This window comes from Nocardioides sp. (assembly GCF_050246775.1).
Classification (GTDB): Bacteria; Actinomycetota; Actinomycetes; order Propionibacteriales; family Nocardioidaceae; genus Nocardioides.
This window is the reverse complement of the sequence record NZ_JBFWVK010000003.1, coordinates 1-24,825: the sequence shown is the minus strand read 5'-3', so window position 1 is coordinate 24,825 and position 24,825 is coordinate 1. Positions and strand designations below refer to the sequence as shown.

24 protein-coding genes are annotated in these 24,825 nt (G+C 69.2%); 21 read left to right on the top strand and 3 right to left on the bottom strand.

The features are described 5' to 3' along the window. Nucleotides 1–73: 73 nt before the first annotated feature. The 7 genes from AB7I40_RS15100 (at nucleotide 74) to AB7I40_RS15070 (ending at nucleotide 5,241) form a co-directional block, all read left to right on the top strand. Nucleotides 74–1,054, top strand: a complete 981-nt coding sequence (locus AB7I40_RS15100) for a ribose-phosphate diphosphokinase (protein WP_428345870.1) — start codon at nucleotides 74–76, stop codon at nucleotides 1,052–1,054. Between the two features lie 4 nt (nucleotides 1,055–1,058). Beyond that, complete coding sequence (locus AB7I40_RS15095; RefSeq protein ID WP_428345871.1) at nucleotides 1,059–1,574, top strand: SseB family protein; 516 nt, start codon at nucleotides 1,059–1,061, stop codon at nucleotides 1,572–1,574. A 220-nt stretch (nucleotides 1,575–1,794) separates the two neighbouring features. Further along, entirely contained in the window at nucleotides 1,795–2,550 is a 756-nt protein-coding gene (gene infC, locus AB7I40_RS15090) for a translation initiation factor IF-3 (protein ID WP_428348110.1), read from the top strand. 62 nt (nucleotides 2,551–2,612) lie between these two features. Continuing rightward, nucleotides 2,613–2,807 (top strand): 50S ribosomal protein L35, encoded by a 195-nt coding sequence (rpmI, locus tag AB7I40_RS15085; protein ID WP_428345872.1) that lies wholly within the window; start codon nucleotides 2,613–2,615, stop codon nucleotides 2,805–2,807. A gap of 74 nt (nucleotides 2,808–2,881) precedes the next feature. Beyond that, entirely contained in the window at nucleotides 2,882–3,274 is a 393-nt protein-coding gene (rplT, locus tag AB7I40_RS15080) for a 50S ribosomal protein L20 (RefSeq protein ID WP_428345873.1), read from the top strand. Nucleotides 3,275–3,327: 53 nt separating this feature from the next. Then, nucleotides 3,328–4,158 carry a TrmH family RNA methyltransferase gene (locus tag AB7I40_RS15075; RefSeq protein WP_428345874.1) on the top strand — a complete coding sequence of 277 codons (831 nt, stop codon included), beginning with the start codon at nucleotides 3,328–3,330 and terminating at the stop codon, nucleotides 4,156–4,158. Between the two features lie 27 nt (nucleotides 4,159–4,185). After that, complete coding sequence (locus tag AB7I40_RS15070; RefSeq protein WP_428345875.1) at nucleotides 4,186–5,241, top strand: ATP-binding protein; 1,056 nt, start codon at nucleotides 4,186–4,188, stop codon at nucleotides 5,239–5,241. Between the two features lie 6 nt (nucleotides 5,242–5,247). Here AB7I40_RS15070 and AB7I40_RS15065 read toward each other — a convergent pair whose 3' ends face one another. Further along, nucleotides 5,248–6,039, bottom strand: a complete 792-nt coding sequence (locus AB7I40_RS15065; RefSeq protein ID WP_428345876.1) for a DUF817 domain-containing protein — start codon at nucleotides 6,037–6,039, stop codon at nucleotides 5,248–5,250. 49 nt (nucleotides 6,040–6,088) lie between these two features. Here AB7I40_RS15065 and AB7I40_RS15060 point away from each other — a divergent pair, with 49 nt between their 5' ends. From AB7I40_RS15060 to pheT, 3 genes are all read left to right on the top strand, one after another. Further along, complete coding sequence (locus AB7I40_RS15060) at nucleotides 6,089–7,192, top strand: hypothetical protein (RefSeq protein WP_428345877.1); 1,104 nt, start codon at nucleotides 6,089–6,091, stop codon at nucleotides 7,190–7,192. Nucleotides 7,193–7,302: 110 nt separating this feature from the next. Then, nucleotides 7,303–8,400: a phenylalanine--tRNA ligase subunit alpha gene (pheS, locus tag AB7I40_RS15055; protein WP_428345878.1), complete on the top strand. Its 1,098-nt coding sequence runs from the start codon at nucleotides 7,303–7,305 to the stop codon at nucleotides 8,398–8,400. Then, nucleotides 8,400–10,880 (top strand): phenylalanine--tRNA ligase subunit beta, encoded by a 2,481-nt coding sequence (pheT, locus tag AB7I40_RS15050; protein WP_428345879.1) that lies wholly within the window; start codon nucleotides 8,400–8,402, stop codon nucleotides 10,878–10,880. Before pheS ends, pheT begins: the two co-directional genes overlap by 1 nt. Nucleotides 10,881–10,884: 4 nt before the next feature. Here the strand turns inward: pheT and AB7I40_RS15045 are convergent, their stop codons facing one another. Continuing rightward, nucleotides 10,885–11,679: a maleylpyruvate isomerase family mycothiol-dependent enzyme gene (locus AB7I40_RS15045; RefSeq protein ID WP_428345880.1), complete on the bottom strand. Its 795-nt coding sequence runs from the start codon at nucleotides 11,677–11,679 to the stop codon at nucleotides 10,885–10,887. Between the two features lie 72 nt (nucleotides 11,680–11,751). Between AB7I40_RS15045 and argC the strand changes: the two genes are divergently transcribed. The 8 genes from argC to AB7I40_RS15005 are packed head-to-tail and all read left to right on the top strand — an operon-like array spanning nucleotide 11,752 to nucleotide 19,106. Further along, nucleotides 11,752–12,789, top strand: a complete 1,038-nt coding sequence (gene argC / locus AB7I40_RS15040; protein ID WP_428345881.1) for an N-acetyl-gamma-glutamyl-phosphate reductase — start codon at nucleotides 11,752–11,754, stop codon at nucleotides 12,787–12,789. Then, the gene (locus AB7I40_RS15035; protein ID WP_428345882.1) at nucleotides 12,786–13,196 is read left to right on the top strand and encodes an ACT domain-containing protein; all 411 of its coding nucleotides are present in this window, start codon (nucleotides 12,786–12,788) and stop codon (nucleotides 13,194–13,196) included. Before argC ends, AB7I40_RS15035 begins: the two co-directional genes overlap by 4 nt. Beyond that, nucleotides 13,193–14,344 (top strand): bifunctional glutamate N-acetyltransferase/amino-acid acetyltransferase ArgJ, encoded by a 1,152-nt coding sequence (gene argJ / locus AB7I40_RS15030; protein WP_428345883.1) that lies wholly within the window; start codon nucleotides 13,193–13,195, stop codon nucleotides 14,342–14,344. Before AB7I40_RS15035 ends, argJ begins: the two co-directional genes overlap by 4 nt. Continuing rightward, entirely contained in the window at nucleotides 14,341–15,234 is an 894-nt protein-coding gene (gene argB, locus AB7I40_RS15025; protein WP_428345884.1) for an acetylglutamate kinase, read from the top strand. The genes argJ and argB overlap by 4 nt, the downstream gene beginning before the upstream one ends. 32 nt (nucleotides 15,235–15,266) lie before the next feature. Continuing rightward, nucleotides 15,267–16,403 carry an acetylornithine transaminase gene (locus AB7I40_RS15020; protein WP_428345897.1) on the top strand — a complete coding sequence of 379 codons (1,137 nt, stop codon included), beginning with the start codon at nucleotides 15,267–15,269 and terminating at the stop codon, nucleotides 16,401–16,403. After that, complete coding sequence (gene argF / locus AB7I40_RS15015; protein WP_428345885.1) at nucleotides 16,400–17,350, top strand: ornithine carbamoyltransferase; 951 nt, start codon at nucleotides 16,400–16,402, stop codon at nucleotides 17,348–17,350. The genes AB7I40_RS15020 and argF overlap by 4 nt, the downstream gene beginning before the upstream one ends. Further along, the gene (locus AB7I40_RS15010; protein ID WP_428345886.1) at nucleotides 17,347–17,874 is read left to right on the top strand and encodes an arginine repressor; all 528 of its coding nucleotides are present in this window, start codon (nucleotides 17,347–17,349) and stop codon (nucleotides 17,872–17,874) included. The genes argF and AB7I40_RS15010 overlap by 4 nt, the downstream gene beginning before the upstream one ends. Before the next feature lie 35 nt (nucleotides 17,875–17,909). Beyond that, nucleotides 17,910–19,106 carry an argininosuccinate synthase gene (locus AB7I40_RS15005; RefSeq protein WP_428345887.1) on the top strand — a complete coding sequence of 399 codons (1,197 nt, stop codon included), beginning with the start codon at nucleotides 17,910–17,912 and terminating at the stop codon, nucleotides 19,104–19,106. Nucleotides 19,107–19,112: 6 nt separating this feature from the next. On the opposite strand, the gene glpK is transcribed toward AB7I40_RS15005, so the two are convergent. After that, on the bottom strand, nucleotides 19,113–20,633 hold the full coding sequence (gene glpK, locus AB7I40_RS15000; RefSeq protein WP_428345888.1) for a glycerol kinase GlpK: 1,521 nt from the start codon (nucleotides 20,631–20,633) through the stop codon (nucleotides 19,113–19,115). Nucleotides 20,634–20,698: 65 nt separating this feature from the next. Here glpK and glpD point away from each other — a divergent pair, with 65 nt between their 5' ends. From glpD to AB7I40_RS14985, 3 genes are read left to right on the top strand one after another with little or no spacing between them, the layout of a single operon-like run. Beyond that, complete coding sequence (glpD, locus tag AB7I40_RS14995; RefSeq protein WP_428345889.1) at nucleotides 20,699–22,417, top strand: glycerol-3-phosphate dehydrogenase; 1,719 nt, start codon at nucleotides 20,699–20,701, stop codon at nucleotides 22,415–22,417. A gap of 12 nt (nucleotides 22,418–22,429) precedes the next feature. Further along, the gene (argH, locus tag AB7I40_RS14990) at nucleotides 22,430–23,851 is read left to right on the top strand and encodes an argininosuccinate lyase (protein WP_428345890.1); all 1,422 of its coding nucleotides are present in this window, start codon (nucleotides 22,430–22,432) and stop codon (nucleotides 23,849–23,851) included. After that, nucleotides 23,844–24,440, top strand: a complete 597-nt coding sequence (locus tag AB7I40_RS14985) for a DNA-3-methyladenine glycosylase (RefSeq protein WP_428345891.1) — start codon at nucleotides 23,844–23,846, stop codon at nucleotides 24,438–24,440. Before argH ends, AB7I40_RS14985 begins: the two co-directional genes overlap by 8 nt. Nucleotides 24,441–24,825: the final 385 nt, after the last annotated feature.

Sequence of the window (24,825 nt, the reverse complement as noted above, 5' to 3'; positions counted from 1 at the left end):
CATCGGGCAACGGTGCATTCCCGGGGCGTTAGGCTGGGCGGAGTTCCCGCCGTCGAGCGTGTCAGGAGTGCTTGTGCGCGAGATCGTCGTGTTCAGCGGCAGTGCCCACCGACCGCTGGCCTCCGCCATCTGCAACGCCCTCGGGGTGCCCCTGTCGACGGTGGAGATCAAGCGTTTCAGCAACGACTGTCTCCAGGTGCAGTTGCAGGCCAACTGTCGACAACGTGACGTCTACCTGGTCCAGCCCCTCGTGCCGCCCACCCAGGAGCACCTGATGGAGCTCCTGTTGATGGTCGATGCGGCCAAGGGCGCGTCGGCCTCCCAGATCACCGTCGTGATTCCGCACTACGCCTACGCGCGCTCCGACAAGAAGGACTCCTCCAGGATCTCGATCGGTGGCCGGCTGGTGGCAGATCTGCTGGCCACGGCCGGGGTGACCAGGGTGCTGACGATGACGTTGCACGCGCCGCAGGTGCACGGCTTCTTCTCCGTGCCGGTCGACCACCTCACCGCGCTGGGGGTGCTGGCCGACCACTACCGGTCCCAGGACCTGACCGACTACGTCGTGGTCTCGCCCGACCTCGGCAATGCCAAGACGGCCACCCAGTTCGCCCGGCTCCTCGGTCTCCCGGTGGCTGCAGGCAGCAAGCAGCGGCTGGCCGATGACCGGGTGGTCATCGACGCCATCGTCGGCGACGTCGCAGGCAAGCATGCGCTTGTCCTCGATGACGAGATCGCTACGGGAGGTTCCATCATCGAGCTGCTCGACCGCCTCGACGAGCTGGGCTGCACCGGTGCCTCGATCGCCTGCACCCACGGCCTGTTCGTCGGCAAGGCCGTGGACCGGCTCAGTGGGCACCCCATGATCCGCGAAGTGGTGACCACCGACACCGTTCCGCCCGTCGACTGGCCCGGGCTGACCGTGCTGAGTGTGGGGGACCTGTTCGCCGACGCGATCAGCCGGATCCACGCAGGAGAGTCGGTCAGCAGCCTGTTCGACGGCGTCGACCCCACCTTGGGGCCGCCCCAGCCGCAGCTCCCGTTCCCGGTGTGAAGCGGTGAGCACTCCTCCAGCCGACCGGCGCCTGCTCGACACCGGGTTCTCCGACGACAACGGGGACGCCGAACCCGCCCTGGGCGCCGCGCTCGCGGCGTACTCCGCCGATCCGGGGCGCTTTCCCGAGGCACTGGCCGAGCTCCAGCGCAGCCGGGTGCTGGTGCCGGTCGTCGCCCTGCTCGGGGAGGTGGAGTACGACGACCAGGGCCTGGCGCACGACAAGACCAGTGACATGGCAGCGGTCCTTCTCCAGGGCAATGACGGACGCCTGGCGCTGCTCGCGTTCACCAGTCTCACAAGCATGAAGGCCTGGGATCCTGAGGCTCGCCCGGTCCCGGTCGCAGCGGCGGTGGCCGCGCAGTCCGCCCTGCAGGATGGTGCGGCCGCGCTGCTGCTCGATGTAGCCGGCCCGGTGACCCTGGTGGTCGACGGCCCGGACCTCGAGGGCCTGGCCCGCGGGTGGCGACTGGCCCGCATGGCGGGCCGCTCCTCCTGGATTCGCCCCGACCAGGGTTGATCGGCTAATCTGGTCCTCGACCGACTCGTCCTGTCATGCCCGCATGGCAACGGCGAGTCCGCCAAGCGGAATCCATGGCTCGCCATGAACTCCCACCCGCATCGACCGCCGAGTCTCTCCGCAAGGGGAGGAGCACAGGTCGTCGGGTCCGGTCCACGCAAGATCCAGCAAGTCGGATCCTGCGGCGATGCGTTGCCCACTCGTGGGAGACGTGACGTGACTGGCTTCCGCTGGCAGCAGCGGGAGCCATTGTGCATTTCAGGCGCGATGGCCTCCACCCACCAACCTTGGAGGACACATCAGCACAGAGCTCCGCATCAACGACCGGATCCGGGTTTCCGAGGTCCGCCTCGTTGGCCCCAGTGGCGAGACCGTCGGCATCGTTCCCACGAGCGAGGCGCTCAAGCTCGCGCAGGAGGCCGACCTGGACCTCGTCGAGATCGCACCGATGGCACGCCCCCCGGTCTGCAAGCTCATGGACTACGGGAAGTTCAAGTACGAGAACGCCCAGAAGGCTCGTGAGGCGCGCCGCAACCAGACGAACGTGATCATCAAGGAGATGAAGCTTCGTCCGAAGATCGACGCCCACGACTACGAGACCAAGAAGGGCCACGTCGTCCGCTTCCTGCGCGCCGGTGACAAGGTCAAGATCACGATCATGTTCCGCGGTCGCGAGCAGCACCGTCCCGAACTCGGCTATCGGTTGCTGCAGCGGCTGGCCGAAGATGTCGTGGACCTCGGCTTCGTCGAGAGCTCCCCGAAGCAGGACGGCCGCAACATGATCATGGTCCTGGGCCCGCACCGCAAGAAGGCCGAGGCCAAGGTCGAGTTGAAGGCCGAGAAGGAGACCCGCGCCGCCGAGCGCGCCGCTGCCGAGGCGGAGGAGCGCGCCGAGTTGAAGGCCTCGCACGGGGCTCCGGCGCCCAAGAAGGAGAAGGGTCGCTCCGAGAACCTCGACCCCGAGATCGAAGCCTGACCCACGTTCGTCGGTGGCCACGCCCATGCGTGGCCACTGCATCACCGAGGAGAGAGAAACACATGCCGAAGAACAAGACGCACTCCGGTGCCAGCAAGCGCTTCCGGGTGACCGGGTCGGGCAAGATCCTGCGCGAGAAGGCGGGCAAGCGCCACAACCTGGAGAAGAAGTCCTCCAAGGTGACTCGTCGCATGACCGGCACCGTCGAGGTCGCCAAGGCCGACACCGGTCGCGCCAAGAAGCTTCTCGGTCTCTGACCGAGCCCCACCCAGTCGGTGGTCGGCTCAGTCGGACACCAGCACTACGCACCAATTCGTGAAGGAGTAACACAGTGGCACGCGTCAAGCGGGCAGTAAACGCCCAGAAGAAGCGCCGGGTCGTCCTCGAGCGGGCGAGCGGATACCGCGGTCAGCGGTCCAGGCTCTACCGCAAGGCCAAGGAGCAGGTCACCCACTCCCTGGTCTACAGCTACAACGACCGCCGCAAGCGCAAGGGCGACTTCCGCAAGCTCTGGATCCAGCGGATCAACGCTGCGGCGCGCGCCAACGGCATGACCTACAACCGCTTCATCCAGGGCCTCGGCCTGGCCGGCATCGAGGTCGACCGCAAGATCATGGCCGACCTCGCCGTCAATGACCCGGCCGCGTTCGCAACCCTCGTCGAGGCCGCCAAGGCTGCCCTGCCCGAGGACGTCAACGCCCCCAAGGTCGAGGCGACTGCCTGACCCTCGCTGGTCGAGGAGGTCGCTCAGCGACCTCCTTGCAACCACACGAGTCGATGGACGAGGACGTGGCGAGCTTCCGCGCTGACCCACCGGTGCCGCTGACCAGCGGCAACACCCGGGTCAAGAACGCGCGCAAGCTCGCCCGTCGTGCATTTCGGGCCGAGTCCCGGCTGTTCCTCGCCGACGGCCCCAAGGCAGTCGAGGGTGCGATGTCGGTGCCCGGGTGCGTGGTCGAGGTCTTCGCCACCCCCCAGGCGTCTGAGGCGTACGCCGGCCTGCGCCGCGACGGCGAGCCGTGGCACCTGGTCGACGAGCGGGCGCTGGCCTCGCTGAGCGACAGCGTCTCGCCACAGGGCGTGGTGGCGGTCTGCCGGTTCCTCGACCGCCCTGTGGAGCACGTCCTGGACGGGGCCCCGCGCCTCGTCGCGATGTGCGCCGACGTCCGCGACCCCGGCAATGCCGGCACGGTGATCCGCTGCGCGGACGCTGCCGGAGCCGATGCGGTGGTGCTCAGCGGGCACTCGGTGGACGCCTACAACCCCAAGACCGTCCGCGCCACCGTCGGCAGCCTGTTCCATCTCCCGATCGCCTCGGTGGAGGACCCGCTCGCCGCGGTCCGGGCTGCCCAGAGGGCCGGACTCGTCGTGCTCGCGGCCGATGGGAAGGGCGAGGTCGACCTCTTCGAGGCCGATGACCTGCTCAGCCGACCCACCGCCTGGCTCTTCGGCAACGAGGCATGGGGTCTGCCTGAGGAGCTGGCTCGCGCCGCCGACCAGCGCGTGTCGATCCCGATCCACGGCCGCGCCGAGAGCCTGAACCTCGCCACCGCCGCCGCCGTCTGCCTCTACGCCAGCGCCCGCGCGCAACGCAGCCCGAGCCTCTGACGACGCTGTCTGAGTAGGCTGAGCGTCGTGCCCAGTTCGCTCGCGCAACTCACGATGGACTCGCTCGCCGACGGTGTCGTCATCGCCGACGACTCCGGTCTGGTCGAGTTCGTCAACCAGATGGGCTGCTCCCTGCTGGGTGTCTCGCGCGACGAGGTGGTCGGGCGCAAGCTGCGCGACGTACTGCGCCTGCAGGACCAGGACGGGGCCACCTGGCTCGATGTCAACTGCCCCTATGACGGCCTCCGCACCCGGACCGGCGTTCCTGAGCAGTCCTGGACGCTGCCCAGTGGGCTCGAGGTCCTGGTCACCGCCCGCATCCTGCGCGCCGAGAAGCTCGGACCCGTGACGGGCGTTGCGTTGAGCCTGCGTTCGGGTCGTGGCCGGGCCAGACTCGACCGGGAGCGCTCGGACCTGGTCGCCACCGTGGCCCACGAGCTGCGCTCACCGCTCACCGGCGTCAAGGGTTTCGTGCAGGCCCTCCTCAACCGCTGGGACAAGCTCAACGACGACCAGAAGAAGTTGATGCTCGCCACCGTCAACGCGGACGCCGATCGACTGAGCCGACTGATCACCGAGCTGCTCGACGTGGCCAGGATCGACACCGGACGACTGTCGCTCTACCCGCGCCCGAGCAAGGTCACGGTGCTGGTCGACCGCATCGTCGACTCCGTCGCGGCCGGCACGGCACGCGAGATCGAGACCGACTTCGCCGATGACCTGCCCGAGATCAGCGCTGATCCCGACAAGTTCACCCAGGTGGTCACCAACCTCGTCGAGAACGGCATCCGGCACGGCGACGGACTGGTGGTCGTCACCGCCCGCCGGCTGCCGCCGGACCACGAGTACGACGGGGTGCTCCTCACCGTCGACGACGAGGGCGAAGGCATCCCGGTCGAGATCCGCCAGCGGGTCTTCACCAAGTTCTGGAAGCACGGGGTCCGGGGCGGCTCGGGGCTGGGCATGTACATCGTCAACGGTCTGATGCGCGCGCACGGTGGCACCGTGGAGATCGGGGACTCACCGAGCGGCGGTGCCCGGGTGATGCTGTCCTGGCCGGCCGAGGACCGTCGGCCCGAGTAGCGGCCCTCAGCCGGTCACGTCCGGTTCGCTCGGCACGTGGTAGAGGCGACCCTCCTGCGCCTTGACGCTGGCGACCAGCACGAAGCTCATCGAGACCAGCAACGCCCAGGCACCCAGCTTCGTGGCGTGCACGGCCTCCCACACATCCACCTGCCCGGGGTACCTCCAGGCGTCGAGGAACGTCGCAGCGTTCTCCGCGAGCCAGAGGAAGGCGCCGATGAGCAGGAAGGAGAGGGAGAGCGGCATCCGGTAGCGCTCGGCGCCGACGGTGAAGTGCACCCGGCACCGCCAGAGCACCAGCACCAGCGCGACCGCGAGGGCGATCCGTACGTCGGGCAGGTAGTGGTGGGTGAAGAAGTTCGCATAGATCCCGAGCGCGACCAGCGTCGTCGGGAGGGCGGGATAGTGCGACACCCGCAATTCGAAGTGCCGCCAGGCCTGACAGATGTAGGAACCCACCGAGGCGTACATGAAGCCCGCGAACAGTGGCACCCCGCCGATCTTGGTGACCGCCTCGCCCGGATAGACCCACGAACCCTGGTGCACCTTGAAGAGCTCCAGGGTCAGGCCGAGAGCGTGGAAGCCGAAGATGACCAGCACCTCGCGCCAGGACTCCCAGCCCAGCGCCCAGAACCCGAAGGTCAGCACCAGGCACCAGACCAGCATCGCGTCGTACGCCTCGATCGGCAGCGGTACGACGCGGACCAGCACCAGCCCCGCGAAGATTCCGAAGGCGAACGCACAGGACTTCAACTCCAGCCACGTGAACCTCAGGAGTTGCATCAGTGCATGCGTCACGGGCACAACCTAGATGAGGCAGCGCGACGTCTTCGCTAGCATCGCTCGAATGGTCTCCCCCCGGCGCCGACACCTCGTCACCCTCGTCTGCTGCGCGACACTGGCCCTGCCCGCCTCCACCGCGGTCGCCGACACGGCAGCACCCAACCCCACCCCGAGCACCAGGACCTCGGGTTGGGCCGCTCCCGGAGACGGGGTGGCGCGGGTGCCCGTGCCAGCCAAGGCCAGGGCCGTCAACACCTCCGACCCCGACCGCTACATCGGCCGTGGCACCCCCGCGAGCTGTACGTCGGCCGCCGTGGTGCGGGCGGTGGCCGCAGGCGGAGTCATCAGGTTCAACTGCGGGCCGGACCCGGTCACCATTCGCCTCAAGAGCACCGCGAAGGTGGTCAACGCCCACGGTCCGCGGGTGGTCCTGGACGGGCGCGGACTCGTCACGCTCGACGGCGGCAACGCCCGGCGCATCCTCTACATGAACACCTGCGACCCGCGGCAGGGCTGGACGACCTCGCACTGCGACAACCAGAACAGCCCCCGCCTGGTGGTGCAGAACCTGCGGTTCGCCCACGGCAACTCCACCGGCGCCACCTACGACGGTGGCGGAGGAGGCGCGATCTTCGTTCGCGGCGGGCGAGTCAAGATCGTCAACTCGCAGTTCCGCGCCAACCGGTGTGAACGACGAGGGCCCGACATCGGCGGAGCCGCCGTACGCGTGCTGTCGCAGTTCGACGGCCGGCCGGTCTACGTCGTGAACAGCTCCTTCTCGGGCGGGCGCTGCAGCAACGGCAGCGCGATCAGCAGCATCGGGGTGTCGTGGGTGGTGCTCAACAGTGTCTTCACGAACAACCGGGCAGTGGGCCACGGCGCCAACCCGGCCCGGAGCGGCACCCAGGGTGGCGGCAGCGGGGGAGCGATCTACCTCGACGGCAACCGGTTCACCCTGTCGTTGCGCGGCACCGAGATCACCGACAACGTGGCCAACGAAGGTGGCGGGGCGGTGTTCTTCGTCAGCAACGACCGCACCGGGCGCATGGCGATCGCCCATTCGACCCTGCGCCGCAACGACAGCCTGGGCTTCGAGACAGCCGGACTGCCCGGCATCTTCTTCCTCGGTGCGAGGGCCCCGCGGGTCACCTCCTCGATCGTGAAGTAGCCAGGAGGCAAACCCGGTCGCCGGCGACGCGACCGGGTTCCTAGACTTGGCACGTTCCACCGCGTTCCATCCGTTCACCACTCGTGGGATCCACCGCCGGAAAGGCAGTCATGTCGGGCCCGAACACCGATTACGACCCTGTCGAGGTCACCCCGCTGCGCGCTGACGAGATCGAGGCGATGCAGGAGGCCGCGATCCAGGCGTTCGCTGCGGCCACCGACCTCGACGAGCTCAAGCAGGCCCGCATCGAGCACACCGGCGACCGTTCCCCGATGGCCCTGGCCAACCGGGAGATCGGCGCGCTGCCGCCCCAGGCTCGCAAGGAGGCCGGACAGCGGGTCGGCAAGGCACGTGGTGCTGTCAACGGCGCGCTCGCCGCCCGCCTGGTGGTGCTGGAGGCCGAGCACGAGGAACGGATGCTGGTCGAGGAGACCGTGGACGTCACGCTGCCGACCGACCGCCGGCCCGTCGGCGCCCGCCATCCGATCACCACCATGTCCGAGCGCCTGTCCGACGTCTTCGTCTCGATGGGCTGGGAGGTCGCCGAAGGTCCGTGGGTCGAGGCCGAGTGGCTCAACTTCGATGCCCTGAACATGGGCGCCGACCACCCGGCCCGCACCATGCAGGACACGTTCTGGCTGGAGCCGGCCGACGCGGCGCTGGTGCTGCGTACCCATACGTCGCCGGTACAGGCCCGGACCATGCTGACCCGCGAGCCTCCCATCTACGTGGTGTGCCCCGGGCGGGTCTACCGCACCGACGAGGTGGACGCCACGCATTCGCCGGTCTTCCATCAGATCGAGGGCCTGGTCGTCGACAAGGGCATCACGATGGCCAACCTCAAGGGCACCCTGGACCACATGACCCAGGCCCTGTTCGGCGAGGGCATCTCGACCCGGTTCCGGCCCTCCTACTTCCCGTTCACCGAGCCGTCAGCCGAGATGGACATGGTCTGCTTCGTGTGTCGCGGTGTCGACAGTGACGCCTGTCGGACCTGTCGCGGCGAGGGTTGGATCGAGCTGGGCGGCTGCGGAGTGGTCAACCCGCGCGTCCTGACCGCCTGCGGCATCGACCCGGAGGTCTACTCGGGGTTCGCGTTCGGCTTCGGGATCGACCGGATGCTGATGTTCCGCCACAACGTCGAGGACCTGCGCGACGTGTTCGACGGTGACATCCGGTTCACCCAGCCGTTCGGAGTGGAGATCTGATGAAGGCCGCCCTGTCCTGGATCCAGGAGTACGTCGACCTGCCCCCCGAGGCGACCCTCGAGGACCTCACCCACCGGCTCACCATGCTCGGGCTCAAGCTCGAAGGCATCGAGCAGCCCGGTGACGCCATCACCGGTCCCCTGGTCGTGGGCCGGGTGCTGACCCTCGAGAAGGAGCCGCAGAAGAACGGCAAGGTGATCAACTGGTGCACCGTGGACGTCGGCGACGCCAACGGCACCGGCGAACCCCAGGGGATCATCTGTGGGGCTCACAACTTCGTCGTGGGCGACCTCGTGGTCGTGTGCCTGCCCGGCGCCGTACTGCCCGGGGACTTCCAGATCAGCGCCCGCAAGACCTACGGCCACGTGTCGGCCGGCATGATCTGCTCGGCGCGCGAACTGGGCATCGGCGAGGACCACGACGGGATCATCGTCCTGCCCGCAGACGCCGGTGAGCCCGGGGACGACGCCTTCGCGGTGCTGGCGCTGGACGACGCGGTGATCGAGTTCGAGATCAATCCGGACCGGGCCTATGCGCTCTCGCTGCGGGGGATCGCCCGCGACGCCGCTCTCGCCTACGGTATCGAGTTCCTCGATCCGGCAGACCGGTCGGTTCCGCCGGCCAACGACCAGGGCCACCCGGTGGAGGTCGCCGACCCCATCGGCTGCCCGGTGTTCGTGGCGCGGCTCGTGACCGGCTTCGATGCTCAGGCACCGACCCCCGACTGGATGGCCCGGCGGCTCCAGCAGTCCGGCATGCGACCGATCTCACTGGCCGTCGACATCACCAACTACGTGATGCTCGAGCTCGGTCACCCGATCCACGGCTACGACGCCGACACCCTGCGGGGCTCCCTCGGGGTACGCCGCGCGCTGCCCGGCGAACACCTGGTCACCCTCGACGGCGTGGACCGGGCGCTCGACGTGGAGGACCTGGTCGTCACCGATGACCGAGGAGCCATCGGTCTGGGCGGGGTCATGGGCGGTGCCGAGACGGAGCTGTCTGCCACGACCACCCGGGTGCTGGTCGAGGCGGCTCACTGGGACGCCGTCTCGATGTTCCGCACCGGCAAGCGCCACAAGCTCACCTCTGAGGCAGGCAAGCGCAACGAGCGCGGGGTCGACCCCGAACTGTCCGCCGCTGCGGCCGACCGCGTCGTCAGCCTCCTGGTCGAGCTCGGCGGCGGCACGCTCGATCCCGGAGTCACCGTGGTCGGCACGCCGCCGGCCCGCCGTACCATCCGGGTCGCGGCCGATCTTGCGGCGCGGGTGACCGGCATGGACATCTCGCCCGAGACCGCCCTGGCCTGTCTGGAGGCGGTCGGCTGTGCCGTCCGCACCGACGGTGCCGACCTGGTCGCGACGGCTCCGTCGTGGCGCCCCGACCTGACCGATCCCTACGATCTGGTCGAGGAAGTGACCAGGATCGTGGGCTACGACAAGGTGCCGTCAGTCCTGCCCGCCGCCCCTGCAGGCGGGGGGTACACCAGCGAGCAGCGCCTGCGCCGGCGGATCGGCCTGGCCCTGGCCGGGGCCGGGTTCACCGAGGTGATCACCTACCCCTTCGTCGGGGACGCCGACTGGGACAAGCTGGGACTTCCTGAGGATGACGCGCGGCGCCGCACCCTGCGGATGGCGAACCCGCTCAACGCCGAGGAGCCGCAGCTCACCACGACGCTGCTGCCGGGCATCCTGCGTGCTCTGGGCCGCAACGTGGGCCGCGGGAACGGCGATGCGGCGCTGTTCGAGAGCAGCCTGGTCTTCCTGCCCACCGGCAACGAGGCCGCGCCCATCCTGGGCGTCGACCGGCGCCCGACCGAGGACGAGTGGGCGGCCATCGAGAAGGCCGTGCCTCACCAGCCGCTGCACCTGGCGGTCGCGTTCACCGGCAACCGTGAGCTCGACGGATGGTGGGGCGAGGGTCGGGAGGGATCCTGGGCCGACGCGATCGGCGCGGTTCGCACGGTCGCCTCCGCGCTCGGGGTGAGCCTCGAGGTCAGCGCGGCGGCGATGGCGCCCTGGCACCCCGGTCGTTGCGCGGAGATCCGCGTCGGCGAGACCAGGCTGGGCTGGGCCGGGGAGCTGCACCCCAGGGTGTGTGCTGCCTACGGCCTGCCGAAGCGCTCCGGGGCTGCTGAGATCGACCTCGAGCTGCTCCTGCAGCACGCGGTTGCGATCACACCGGGGCCCCGGTTCTCGTCCTACCCGGTGGCCAAGGAGGACGTCGCGCTCGTCGTGGACGTGGGTGTGGCGGCTGCCGATGTCGAGGCCGCGCTGCGGGAGGGTGCCGGCGCGCTGCTGGAGTCGATCCGCCTCTTCGACGTCTACACCGGCGACCAGGTCGGCGCCGGCAAGAAGTCCCTGGCCTTCGCCCTGCGTTTCCGGGCCACGGACCGGACCCTGAAGGAGGGCGAGGCAGCTGCCGCCCGGGACGCGGCGGTCAAGCTCGCCGTTGATCGGCTCGGCGCCACCCAGCGCTGACAGGTCAGTTGATGGGGTTGTTGACGGCGGCGCGGAACCTGTCGTAGACGTCGCGGTTGCCGGTGACCGAGATGTTCTCGTCGTCGCCGCGACGCCACAGCCAGGCGTCCAGCTCGGCGGCGGTGCCTGAGACGACGGCGTCGGCCTCCACGGCCGGCGCGGGTACGACGGAGATGTCGGGCTCGTCGTAGGTGACCTCGGTGTCCGGATCGGTCCCGGTGAACTGCCCCAGCTCGACCCAGATCGACTCGTGTGTGTCGGTCAGATCCACCCGCACGAAGTGCGCGACACCGATGAAAGTGCCCCAATCGGGGCACCCGCCGAACATGACCGCCAGTGCCTCGTCCACCCCATCGGCGGCGAGCGCGGTGTCCAGGGGCGTGACCTCGCCGGCGGTCTGCTCGGCATCGAGACGGTGGATCAGGGCCTCGTGTGCCTGGCGACGGAACGTGAAGCCGACGGTCTGCTCCGGTGCCCAGCTCCAGGCCACCTCGCCCGGTTCGGCCGCATCCAGGGCCGCCACCAACCCGCTGGAGGCGGTGTCGAACGCCTCCAGCAGGGCGCCGTACCCCTCGGGCCGGACCGGCTCCTCGAGGGACTCGGGTCCGGTCGGCCGCTGGTTGATGATGCTCGCCCAGAAGTGCTGGACGCCGGTCAGGTGCCACAGCAGGTCGGCGGCGTCCCAGTCCGGGCAGCCCGGCACCCTCGCCGCGGGGTCGCAGTCGGCGAGGACATCGCGGAAGCGGCGGGACTCCGCCGCGAGATGGTCACGGTAGGCGCTGAATTCGAGTCGGCTCATGCGGCCACGCTAGGTGGCTCGGGATCACAGAGCGAACGGGTTATCCAGAATCATGCAAGACAATGTATGGTCATGCACATGCAGACCTACTCCGTCGCGGTCGCCGGTGCCAGCGGGTACGCCGGCGGCGAGGTGCTCCGCCTGCTCCTGGGCCACCCATCGGTCCAGATCGGGGCGCTGACCGGCGGGTCGAACGCGGGGGAGTCACTGGCCGCCCTGCAGCCGCACCTGGTGCCGCTCGCCGACCGGGTCCTCGCGGAGACGACGCTCGAGACACTGCGAGGTCACGACGTCGTCTTCCTCGGCCTGCCCCACGGCCAGTCCGGTGACCTCGCCCAGCAGCTCGGCGCCGAGACCGTGGTGATCGATTGCGGCGCCGACTTCCGCTTGGAGGACGGGCAGGTGTGGGAGCAGTTCTACGGCTCCAGCCACGCGGGCACCTGGCCCTACGGACTCCCTGAGCTTCCGGGCAAGCGCGAGCAGCTCCAAGGTGCTCGCCGGGTCGCCGTCCCGGGCTGCTACCCGACCATCTCCAGCCTGGCCCTGGCACCGGCCATCACCGCCGGGCTCGTCGAGCCCGATGTCGTCATCGTCGCCGCCTCCGGCACGTCGGGGGCCGGCAAGGCCGCCAAGACCCATCTGCTGGGCAGCGAGGTGATGGGCAACGCCAGCGCCTACGGGGTCGGGGGCGTGCACCGCCACACGCCGGAGATCCAGCAGAACCTGGGCGCCCTGACCCACGGCGACCTGCGGGTCAGCTTCACCCCCCTGCTGGTGCCGATGTCGCGCGGCATCCTGGCCACCTGCAGTGCCCCTCTCGCGGCGCCGCTCACCGAGGCGGATGCCTACGCCGCCTATGCCGAGGCCTACGCGGACGAGCCGTTCATCCACCTGCTGCCCGCGGGCCAGTGGCCGCAGACCAAGTCCGTGATGGGGTCGAACGCCGTGCACCTGCAGGTGACCGTGGATGTGGCCGCCCGTCGGTTGGTGGTGGTCGGAGCCATCGACAACCTGGCGAAGGGCACGGCCGGTGCCGCCGTACAGTGCATGAACCTTGCCCTCGGTCTCGACGAGACCACCGGGCTCAGCACCGTGGGAGTCGCACCATGAAGCTCAACCAGTTCCCCGAGAACCTCGCCGTCGTCCGGCTCGGCCCCGGGACCGAGGTCCCGTCGTGGGCCGAGTCGTCCTCGATCTTCTCGGTGACTGCGACCGCCACGGAGACCTCGGTCGTGTGCGCCTCGCGCAACGTGCCGCGCAAGTCCGTGCACCAGCGCCCCTTCACGGCTTTCGAGGTCGAGGGGCCGCTGGACTTCGCCCTCACCGGCGTCCTGGTCGAGCTGTTGACTCCGCTGGCCGAGGCGGAGATCAGCGTCTTCACGATCTCGACGTACGACACCGACTGGATCCTCATCGGGGCTGACGACGCGGACCGGGCCGCCGAGGTGTGGCGACGATCGGGACACGAGGTCACCGTCGCGATCCCCGCCACTCCTGCCCGGAAGAAGAAGAAATGACCGTCACCACCCCAGCCGGCTTCGTCGCCGCCGGCGTCGCCGCAGGACTCAAGTCCAGCGGTGGCAAGGATCTTGCGCTCGTCGTCAACCAGGGTCCCACCTACGACTCCGCGAGCGTGTTCACCGCCAACCGCTGCAAGGCCAACCCCATCCTGTGGAGCCAGGAGGTGGTCAAGGACGGCGTCGTGCGCGCCGTGGTCCTCAACTCCGGGGGAGCCAACTGCTACACCGGCCCCGAGGGGTTCCAGACCACCCACGCCGTTGCCGAGCAGGTGGCCGGACGCCTGGGCATCGGCGCGATCGACGTCGTGGTCTGCTCGACCGGACTCATCGGTCTGAGCAACCCTCGCCAGAACCTGCTCGACGGGGTCGACGCGGCTTACGCCGAGCTCAGCCCCGACGGCGGTACGGCGGCCGCGACCGCGATCATGACCACCGACTCGGTGTGCAAGGAGGTCGTGGTCGAGGGAGCAGGCTGGTCGATCGGTGGCATGGCCAAGGGGGCCGGCATGCTGGCGCCCCAGCTGGCGACCATGCTCGTCGTCCTCACCACCGACGCGATCGTGCCCGCGAGCGAGCTCGACCAGGCACTGCGGGCAGCCACTCGGGTGAGCTTCGACCGCCTGGACTCCGACGGGTGCATGTCCACCAACGACACCGTCACGGTGATGGCCAGCGGGGCCAGCGGCATCACGCCGAGTCCGGACGACTTCGCAGCCGCCTTGACGCAGGCCTGTACGGACCTGGCCATGCAACTGCTCGGCGATGCCGAGGGGGCGGATCACCAGATCGCCATCACCGTGCTCAACGCCGCCTCCGAGGACGAGGCCATCGAGGTCGGCCGCTCGGTTGCCCGGTCCAATCTCTTCAAGGCCGCCATCTTCGGCAACGATCCCAACTGGGGACGTGTCCTGGCCAGCATCGGGACGACGACGGCTGCCTTCGACCCGGCGGATCTCGACGTGGCCATGAACGGGGTGTGGGTCTGCCGGAGGTCGACCCCGCACGCCGACCCGACCGAGGTCGACCTGACCGGCCGCGAGGTGAGCGTCACGATCGACCTGAAGGCGGGCCCGGAACGGGCCACGGTGTGGACCAACGACCTGACCCACGCCTACGTCCACGAGAACAGCGCGTACTCGTCATGAGCAGCCGCGCCAGCATCCTGGCCAACGCCCTGCCCTGGCTGAAGAAGTACCACGGCGAGGTGATCGTGGTGAAGTACGGCGGCAACGCGATGACCGACGGCGTCCTCAAGCGCGCCTTCGCCGAGGACATCGCGTTCCTGCGGTTCGCGGGATTCAAGCCGGTCGTGGTGCACGGGGGTGGACCGCAGATCTCCTCCATGCTCGACCGGCTCGGCATCAAGTCGGAGTTCAGGGGCGGGCTGCGGGTCACCACGCCGGAGGCCATGGACGTGGTGCGCATGGTCCTGGTCGGTCAGGTGCAGCGCGAGCTGGTCGGCCTGATCAACGAGCACGGTCCGCTGGCCGTGGGGCTGTCCGGAGAGGATGCCGGCCTCTTCGAGGCCAAGCAGACCAACACCATCGTCGATGGCGAAGAGGTGGATCTCGGGCTGGTCGGTGAGGTCGCCAAAGTCCGCCCCGAGGCGGTGCTCGACCTGGTGGCGGCCGGACGCATCCCGGTGATCTCCAGCGTGGCGCCGGACGCCAACGGACTGGTCCACAACGTGAATGCCGACACCGCAGCCGCGGCGCTCGCGGTCGAGCTGGGCGCCGCCAAGCTCCTCGTGCTCACCGATGTCGAGGGTCTCTACCGCGACTGGCCCGCCAGTGAGGACGTGATCGGCGAGATCAGCCCCGAGTCGCTGGCGGACCTGATGCCCTCGTTGGCCGCCGGCATGGTTCCCAAGATGGCAGCCTGCCTGGAAGCCGTCACCAACGGAGTGCCCCGGGCCACGGTCGTCGACGGCCGTGAGCCGCACGCCGTACTGGTCGAGATCTTCACCGACGAGGGCGTCGGCACGCAGGTGCTCCCCGGCGTGGAGACGCGGATCCGGAAGGCGGTCAAACCGTGAGCTCATGGCAGGAGCGCTACACCGCCTCGGTGATGAACACCTTCGGGCTGCCGAAGCTCGCCCTCGTCAGAGGGCGGGGCGCGCATGTCTGGGACACCGACGGCAAGGAGTACGTCGACCTCCTCGGCGGCATAGCCGTCAACGCCCTGGGACACGCGCATCCAGCCCTGGTCGAAGCGGTGAGCACCCAGCTCGCGACGCTCGGCCACATCTCGAACTTCTTCGCCAGCGAACCGCAGATCGCGCTGGCAGAGAAGCTGCTCGCGCTCATCGACCAGCCGGACGGGAAGGTGTTCTTCACCAACTCCGGGACCGAGGCCAACGAGGCGGCCTTCAAGGCCACGCGCCGCACCGGACGCACGCACGTGGTGGCGATGGAGGGTTCCTTCCACGGCCGCACGATGGGAGCGCTCGCGCTCACGTCCAAGGCCGCCTACCGCGACCCCTTCGCGCCGCTGCCAGGCACGGTCTCCTTCGTGCCGTTCGGTGACGTGGACGCCCTGGCGGCCGCAGTCACCGAGGAGACCGCTGCGGTCCTGGTCGAGCCGATCCAGGGCGAGGCCGGCGTCATCGTCGCTCCCGACGGATTCCTCCGGGCTGCGCGCGACATCGCGGACCAGCACGGCGCTCTGCTGTGGCTCGACGAGGTGCAGACCGGCATGGGCCGGACGGGTGCCTGGTTCGCTCACACCGCCTCGGGCGTGGTGCCGGACCTCATCACGCTGGCGAAGGGCCTGGGCGGCGGGATCCCGATCGGGGCGTGCCTGGCGTTCGGGCAGGCGGCCACGCTCCTGCAACCGGGCAATCACGGCACCACCTTCGGCGGCAACCCGGTGGCCGCTGCCGCGGCTCTGGCCGTGATCGCGACGATCGAGGCCGACGAACTGCTCGAGCACGTCACCGTGCTGGGCCAGAAGCTGCGCGACGGCCTGGCCGCTGACCCACGCGTCATCGAGGTCCGCGGCGAAGGGCTCCTGATCGGCATCGAGCTCGCCGCACCGGTCTCGGCCGGCGTGGCTGAGGCCGCTCAGGCTGCCGGCTTCATCGTCAACAACCCGACGCCTACCGCCATCCGCCTGGCACCACCTCTCGTCCTGACCCAGGACGATGCGGTGGCGTTCCTGGGCGCCTGGCCGGCGATTCTCGACCAGCAGGAGGACCTCTCATGACCCGGCACTTCCTGCGCGACGACGACTTGTCACCGGGGGAGCAGGAGCAGGTGCTGGCGCTTGCTGCGAGGCTGAAGGCCGAGCCGTATGCGAGCAAGCCGCTGGCGGGTCCCCGCACGGTGGCGCTGATCTTCGACAAGCAGACCCTGCGCACCCAGGCCTCCTTCGCGGCCGGCGTCGCCGAGCTCGGGGGCTTCCCCATGGCGCTCGACGGGCGCCTGGCCGGGATCGGGGTGCGTGAGTCGGTGGCAGACGTGGCGCGCGTCCTGGGCCGCCAGGCCAGCACGATCGTGTGGCGCACCGACCTGCAGACCAAGCTCGACGAGATGGCGCAGTACGCCGGCGTGCCGGTCGTCAACGCCCTCACCGACGACTTCCATCCCTGCCAGCTGTTGGCCGACCTGTTGACGATCCAGGAGCACAAGGGTGCCCTCGCGGGCCTCAAGGTGGCGTTCGTCGGTGACGGCGCCTGCAACATGGGCAACTCGTGGTTGCTCGCCGGGGCCACGGCCGGTCTGCACGTCGTGGTCAGCTCTCCCGAGGGTTACGAGCCCTCGCTCGAGGTCGTGGACCGGGCAGCGGCCATCGCGGCCCGCACAGGCGGCTCGGCGACCCTCGAGCGCGACCCGGAGAGGGCGGTGCGCGGCAGTGACGTGGTGATCACCGACACCTGGGTATCCATGGGCAAGGAGGAGGAAGCAGCAGAGCGCCTCGCGGCGCTGGCGCCGTACTCCCTGACGCAGACGCTCCTGGCCGGGGCCACGGCCGACGCGATCGTGCTGCACTGTCTGCCTGCCTACCGCGGCAAGGAGATCGACGCCGAGGTCCTCGACGGCCCCCGTAGCGTCGTCTGGGACGAGGCCGAGAACCGGCGCCATGCGCAGAAGGCGATCCTGACCTGGTTGCTCGAGGCGCACGGTGCGACGGCGCCGGACGACACGCGATGAGCGACATGGCCCTGAGCCCCCTGACCAAGAACGCTCGCCAGCAGCAGATCATCGAGCTGCTGGGCCATCACGACGTGCATTCCCAGACCGAGCTCTCCGAACTCCTCGCAGCGCGTGGGGTCCACGTCACCCAGGCCACCCTGAGTCGTGATCTGCTCGAGCTGGACGCCGTGAAGGTGCGGGCGCGCGATGGGGCGCTGGTCTACGCGGTCCCGGCTGAGGGAGGCGACCGGCGACCCGCTCCGGCCCGCGACTCCGCCTTCGCAGCGGCCCGCCTCGCCCGGCTGTGCGGCGAGCTCCTGGTGAGCGCGGAGTCAAGTGCGAACCTCGTCGTCCTGCGCACCCCGCCGGGTGCCGCCCAGTTCCTGGCCAGCGCCTTCGACAAGTCCGAGATGCCCGACCTCCTGGGCACCATCGCAGGCGACGACACCGTGCTGGTGATCGGCCGTGAGCCCCAGGGCGGGGCCGAGCTGGCCCGACGATTCCTGGCGTTGGCCGACCGGTCCAACGCCGACCACAGCTGACCACCCCCCACGCTCCAGCACCAGATCGGACACCCATGCCTGACCGCGTCGTACTCGCCTATTCCGGAGGTCTCGACACCTCCGTCGCCATCGGCTGGCTCGCCCAGGAGACCGGAGCCGAGATCGTGGCGGTCGCCATCGACCTCGGCCAGGACGGCGAGGACATGGAGGACATCCGCCGACGCGCCCTGTCGTGCGGCGCGGTGGAGTCCCTCGTGGTCGACGCCCGCGACGACTTCGCCGAGAACTGCTGCATCCCCGCGGTCCAGGCCAACGCCCTCTACATGGATCGCTACCCCCTCGTCTCGGCACTCAGCCGGCCGTTGATCGTCAAGCACCTGGTGGCCGCGGCCGCCGCGCACGGAGCCAACGTGGTCAGCCACGGTTGCACCGGCAAGGGGAACGACCAGGTGCGCTTCGAAGTGGGCATCGGTGCTCTCGCGCCGCACCTGCAGGTCATCGCCCCGGTGCGGGACTACGCGTGGACCAGGGAGAAGGCGATCGACTACGCGATCGATCACGACCTCCCGATCGACGTCACCAAGAGGTCGCCGTACTCGATCGACCAGAACGTGTGGGGTCGCGCCGTGGAGACCGGGTTCCTCGAGGACATCTGGAACCCGCCGGTGGAGGATGTGTACTCCTACACCGAGGACCCGGCCCTGCCCCGCGAGGCGGACGAGGTCCTGATCGGGTTCACCGCTGGCGTGCCGACCAGCATCGACGGTGTTCCGGTGACGCCCCTGCAGGCCATCCAGACCCTGAACCGTCGCGCCGGCGCCCAGGGTGTGGGCCGACTGGACCTGGTGGAGGACCGCCTGGTCGGTATCAAGAGTCGCGAGATCTATGAGGCGCCCGGGGCGATCGCACTGATCACCGCCCACATGGAGCTGGAGAACGTCACGATCGAACGAGACGTGGCGCGCTTCAAGCGCGGAGTCGACCAGCGCTGGGGCGAACTGGCCTACGACGGCCTCTGGTACTCACCCCTCAAGGAAGCCCTCGAGGCCTTCATCACCGAGAGCCAGCAGCGAGTCAGCGGCGAGATCCGGATGACCCTGCACGCCGGCCGGGCCGTGGTCTCGGGCCGACGCTCGGCCGAGAGCCTGTACGACTTCAACCTGGCGACCTACGACGCCGGTGACGTCTTCGACCAGTCACTGGCGAAGGGGTTCGTCGAGCTGTGGGGGCTGCCGAGCAAGATCGCGGCGCGGCGAGCGCTGGCCCGCTGAGGCCGATCAGTCGACGTCCTCGTCGACCCAGTCGAGGGTCTTCGTGACGGCCTTCTTCCAGCTGCGGTAGAGCCGTTCGCGCTCCTCGGTGTCCATCTGCGGGCGCCAGCGTTTGTCCTCACCCCAGTTGGCCGTGATGTCGGCCTCAGACTCCCAGTAGCCGACGGCCAACCCTGCGGCGTACGCCGCTCCGAGGGCGGTCGTCTCGGCCACCTTGGGCCTAACCACGTCCACGCCCAGGAGGTCGGCCTGGAACTGCATCAGGGTCTCGTTCACGACCATGCCTCCGTCCACCTTGAGCTCGCGCAGCGGGACGCCGGAGTCGGCGTTCATGGCGTCGAGCACCTCGCGGGTCTGGAAGGCCGTGGCCTCGAGGACCGCGCGCGCGATGTGGCCCTTGTTCACGTAGCGGGTGAGGCCGACGAGTGCGCCTCGGGCGTCCGCGCGCCAGTGGGGCGCGAAGAGACCGGAGAAGGCGGGCACGAAGTAGGCGCCGCCGTTGTCCTCGACGCTCGCGGCGAGCGTCTCGATCTCCTCCGCCGACCGGATCAGCCCGAGGTTGTCGCGCACCCACTGCACCAGGGACCCGCTGACGGCGATCGACCCCTCGAGCGCGTAGACCGCGGGGGAGTCCCCGATCTGGTAGCAGACCGTGGTCAGCAGACCGTGCTCGGAGGCGATGGGCTCGGTGCCGGTGTTGAGCAGCATGAAGTTGCCGGTGCCGTAGGTGTTCTTGGCCGTGCCGACCTCCAGGCAGGCCTGGCCGAAGGTGGCGGCCTGCTGGTCGCCGAGGATGCCGGAGACGGGCGTGCCGTTGAGGATGCCGGGCTTGCACTCGCCGTAGACCTCCGAGGACGAGCGGATCTCGGGCAGCATCGAGAGCGGTATCGACATGTCCTCGGCGATCTGCGGGTCCCAGGCCAGGGTCGAGAGATCCATCAGCATCGTGCGACTGGCGTTGGTGACATCGGTGACGTGCACCCCGCCGTTCTCTGCGCCCCCAGTCAGGTTCCACAGCACCCAGGTGTCGATCGTGCCGAACAGCAGCTCGCCGGCCTCTGCACGCTCGCGCACTCCCTCGACGTTGTCGAGGATCCACTTCAGTTTCGGTCCGGCGAAGTACGTCGCCAGCGGCAGCCCGGTCGTGGCCTTGTAGCGGTCCGTGCCGAGCTCAGCGGCCAGCTCGTCGCAGATCTTCTGCGTGCGGGTGTCCTGCCACACGATCGCGTGGTGCACCGGCTGCCCGTCGGCGGCGTCCCAGACGACGGCGGTCTCGCGTTGGTTGGTGATCCCCACCGCGGCGATGTTGCGGCTGTTGAGGTTGGCTTTCGCGAGCGCGCCGCCGATGACCTCGCGGGTGTTGGTCCAGATCTCGATGGCGTCGTGCTCGACCCATCCGGCGCGCGGAAAGATCTGCTGGTGCTCCATCTGGTCGCGAGCGATGACGTTCCCCGCGTGGTCGAAGATCATCGCCCGCGTGCTGGTGGTGCCCTGGTCGATCGAGAGGACGTACGTCGGGGCGGCCATGGCAGGTGACCCTAGGCAGGAGATGATGTACCTGCCAAGTGGACGACTTGAAGGAGCACCCCGCGATGCCGACCCCGAGCCGGATCGACACCGACTACCGCGAGCGGGCGTGGCGCTCGCTGGGCGAGCGTGAGTTCGACGTCCTGATCATCGGGGGAGGGGTGACGGGCGCCGGCGCTGCCCTCGATGCCGCCACCCGCGGACTCTCGGTGGCTCTGGTGGAGCAGCGCGACTTCGCGTCGGGGACCTCCTCGCGCAGCTCCAAGCTGTTCCACGGGGGGCTGCGCTACCTGGAGCAGCTCAACTTCACGCTCGTGCGTGAGGCGCTCAAGGAGCGTGAGCTGATGCTGACCCGCCTCGCACCCCACCTGGTCAAACCGGTGTCGTTCCTCTACCCCTTGAAGCACCGCGTCTGGGAACGTCCCTACGTCACCGCCGGGCTCACGCTCTACGACACGATGGGTGGAGCCAGCTCACTGCCGCGCCATCGCCAGCTCACTCGGAGCAAGGCCCTCCAGATGGTGCCGGCGCTGAAGCGCGAAGCCCTCACCGGGGCGCTGCTCTACTACGACGCCCAGACCGACGACGCCCGCCACACGCTCACCGTGGCGCGGACCGCAGCGGCATACGGCGCCACCCTCGTCAATTCCGCGCGGGTCGTGAGCCTCAAGCGCGCGGGAGAGCGTGTGGTCGGTGCCAAGGTGCACGATGTCGAGACCGATGCCGAGGTCGACGTGCGGGCGAGCGTGGTGGTCAACTGCACCGGCGTCTGGACCGACGACATCCAGACCATGGCCGGCGGTCGCGGGCGCTTCCACGTGCGGGCGTCCAAGGGTGTGCACATCGTGGTGCCGCGAGACCGGATCAACTCCGAGACCGGCTTGATCCTGCGCACCGAGAAGTCGGTGCTCTTCGTGATCCCCTGGAACACCCACTGGATCGTGGGCACCACCGACACCGACTGGGAGCTGGACAAGGCGCACCCTGCTGCTAGCCGGAGCGACATCGACTACCTCCTCGAGCGCGTCAACGCCGTTCTGGCGGTGCCGCTGACCCCGGCCGACATCCAGGGCGTGTACGCCGGCCTGCGTCCCCTGTTGTCGGGGGAGGACGAGGGCACCTCGCAGCTGTCTCGTGAACATGCCGTCGCACGGCCCCAGCCCGGCCTGATCTCGATCGCAGGCGGCAAATACACCACCTACCGGGTGATGGCTGCCGATGCGATCGACGCGGCCCGCGCCGACCTGGGCAGCGGGGTCCCTGACAGCGTCACCGAGAACATCCCGCTCCTGGGTGCCGAGGGCTACCACGCGCTGGTGAACCAGCTCGACCGCCTCGCGGCCCGCCACGGGCTCCCGGTCTGGCGCATCAGCCACCTGCTGAACCGCTATGGATCGATGATGACCGAGTTGCTCGAGCTCGCCGAGGGAGCTGCTGACCTGCTCGAGCCGCTCGACGGCGCGGAGGAGTACCTGCGGGTCGAGCTCGTGTACGCCGCCACCCACGAAGGCGCCCTGCACCTCGACGACCTGCTCACTCGACGTACCCGGATCTCGATCGAGACGCCCGACCGTGGGGTCACTGCGGCGAGATCGGTGGCCGACCTGGTGGCACCTCGGCTCGGGTGGGACGCGGCTCGGGTGACCGATGAGGTCGCGGCCTACACCGCACGGGTGGCCGCCGAGCGGGAGTCCCAGGAAGAGGTCGACGACCTGGAGGCGAATGCCGAGCGACTCGCTGCTCCCGACATCCGGATCCGTTCGGTCGGCCGTGCCCTCGACTGACATGCTGGCTCCGTGACCGACGAACAGACCAACGAGGGCAAGCTCTGGGGAGCCCGGTTCGAGGGCGGCCCGAGTCCGGAGCTCGACGCGTTGTCCCGCTCCACCCACTTCGACTGGCGGCTGACCCCCTATGACCTGGCCGGTTCTCACGCTCACGCCAACGTGCTGCACGGTGCGGGGTTGCTGAGCGACGACGACCTGGCGCAGCTGCACCGAGGTCTGGACGCTCTAGCGGCCCGTTTCGCCGCCGGCGACCTGCACCCTGACCCATCGGACGAGGACGTGCACGGTGCGCTGGAGCGGCTGCTCCTCGACGAGATCGGCGCCGAGGTCGGCGGCCGACTCCGCGCCGGTCGCAGCCGAAACGACCAGGTGGCCACCCTGTTCAAGGCGTTCCTGCGTGACCACGCGCGCAGTGTCGCCTCGGGGGTCCTTGACCTGGTCGGCGCCCTGCAGGCCCAGGCGGAGGCGCACTTCGGGGCAATCATGCCCGGGCGCACTCACTTGCAGCATGCCCAGCCCGTCCTGCTCAGCCATCACCTGCTCGCGCATGCCTGGCCGCTCCTGCGTGACGTCCAGCGGCTGCGCGACTGGGACGCCCGGGTGGCCGCCGAGTCGCCGTACGGCTCCGGGGCGCTCGCCGGCTCGAGTCTGGGGCTGGACCCGGAGTCGGTGGCAGCCGAGCTCGGGTTCACCGGGTCGAGTGCGAACTCGATCGACGGGACCGCGGCCCGGGACTTCGTCGCGGAGTTCGCCTTCGTGACCGCGATGATCGGGGTGGATGTGAGCAGGCTCGCCGAGGAGGTCATCCTCTGGACCACCCGCGAGTTCGGCTTCGCCACGTTGCACGACGCGTGGTCGACCGGATCGAGCATCATGCCGCAGAAGAAGAACCCGGACATCGCCGAGCTGGCCCGGGGCAAGTCCGGTCGACTCATCGGCAACCTCACCGGTCTCCTGACCACGCTCAAGGGGTTGCCCTTGGCCTACAACCGGGACCTGCAGGAGGACAAGGAACCAGTCTTCGACTCCGTCGACACGCTCGAGGTGCTGCTCCCGGCCTTCTCCGGGATGATCGCCACCCTGACGTTCAACACCGGCCGCATGCGAGAGCTCGCCCCGCAGGGCTTCAGCCTGGCCACCGATGTGGCCGAGTGGCTGGTGAAGCAGGGGGTGCCGTTCCGGGTGGCCCACGAGGTGGCTGGATCCTGCGTGCGCCGCTGTGAGGAGCTCGGTATCGGCCTGGAGGATCTCAGCGACCAGCAGTTCGCAGACATCTCGCCCCACCTGACACCGGCGGTTCGCGAGGTCCTGACGGTGGAGGGATCCACGGCATCGCGAGATGCCCGGGGCGGGACGGCACCACAGCGGGTACGTGAGCAGCTCGCTGAGGTCGCGGCAGTGGTGGCTGGCCATCGGGATTGGCTTGCCTGAGCTGCTCGAGGCCCTGGCCCACCCGGCGCCGCAGGTGGCACCGGTTCTGCTCGGTGCCCGGCTCAGCGTCGGTGGGGTGACGCTGCGCCTGACCGAGGTCGAGGCGTACGGCGGTGCCGACGACGCTGGCTCACACGCCTTTCGACGTACGCCGCGCAGCGACATCATGTTCGGGCCACCGGGACGCCTGTACTGCTACCTCTCCTACGGGATCCATGTGTGCGCCAACGTGGTGACCGGCCGCGACGGGGAGGCTGGTGCTGTTCTGCTGCGCGCCGGCGAGGTGACCGAAGGGGTCGAGATCGTGCGCACCCGACGACCGGGGGTCGCCGATCACCGGCTCGCGAGCGGGCCCGGGGTGCTCTGCCGGGCGCTCGGCATCGAACTGCCGGCCAACGGGACCGACCTCACTCGGGGTCCGATACGACTCGAACTCGATCCGGAGCCGCCCACGAACTCCTCGGCGGGACCGCGAGTAGGGCTGCGCCAGGCTGCCACCACGCCCTGGCGCTTCTGGTTGCCCGGAGAACCCACGGTCACTCGCTACCGAGCCGCGCTGGCCCGCGGGCGTGGCCGCGACGGGGCCTGAGCGTGGCGCTGCCCGGTCCGCCCCCGGATTTGGCGACCGGTTGGACTCTGGTAGAGTTTCATCTTGTCGCCGCAAGCGGCTCCCCCTGACAGGCCATCTGGCCGGTGTTCGGGGTGGAGGCACGCGGTGACAGCGACGCGGAGGGCCCGGTTTGACCGGCTGCTCCAACTCCGGTAAGTTTTGTCAGGTTGCCCGTTAGCAAGGCCGAGAGGCTGCGCGGCGGATTGCGCTTGATCCTTGAGAACTCAACAGTGTGTCATAGTCGACGAATTAATTTTAACCCGTCTGGCTTGTTCCTCTGCCTTTTTGGTGGGGGTGTGAGTTGACGGTTCCTTTGGTAGTTAATCGATAATTCTGACAATTTTGTCAGTGATCGGTCTTCTGC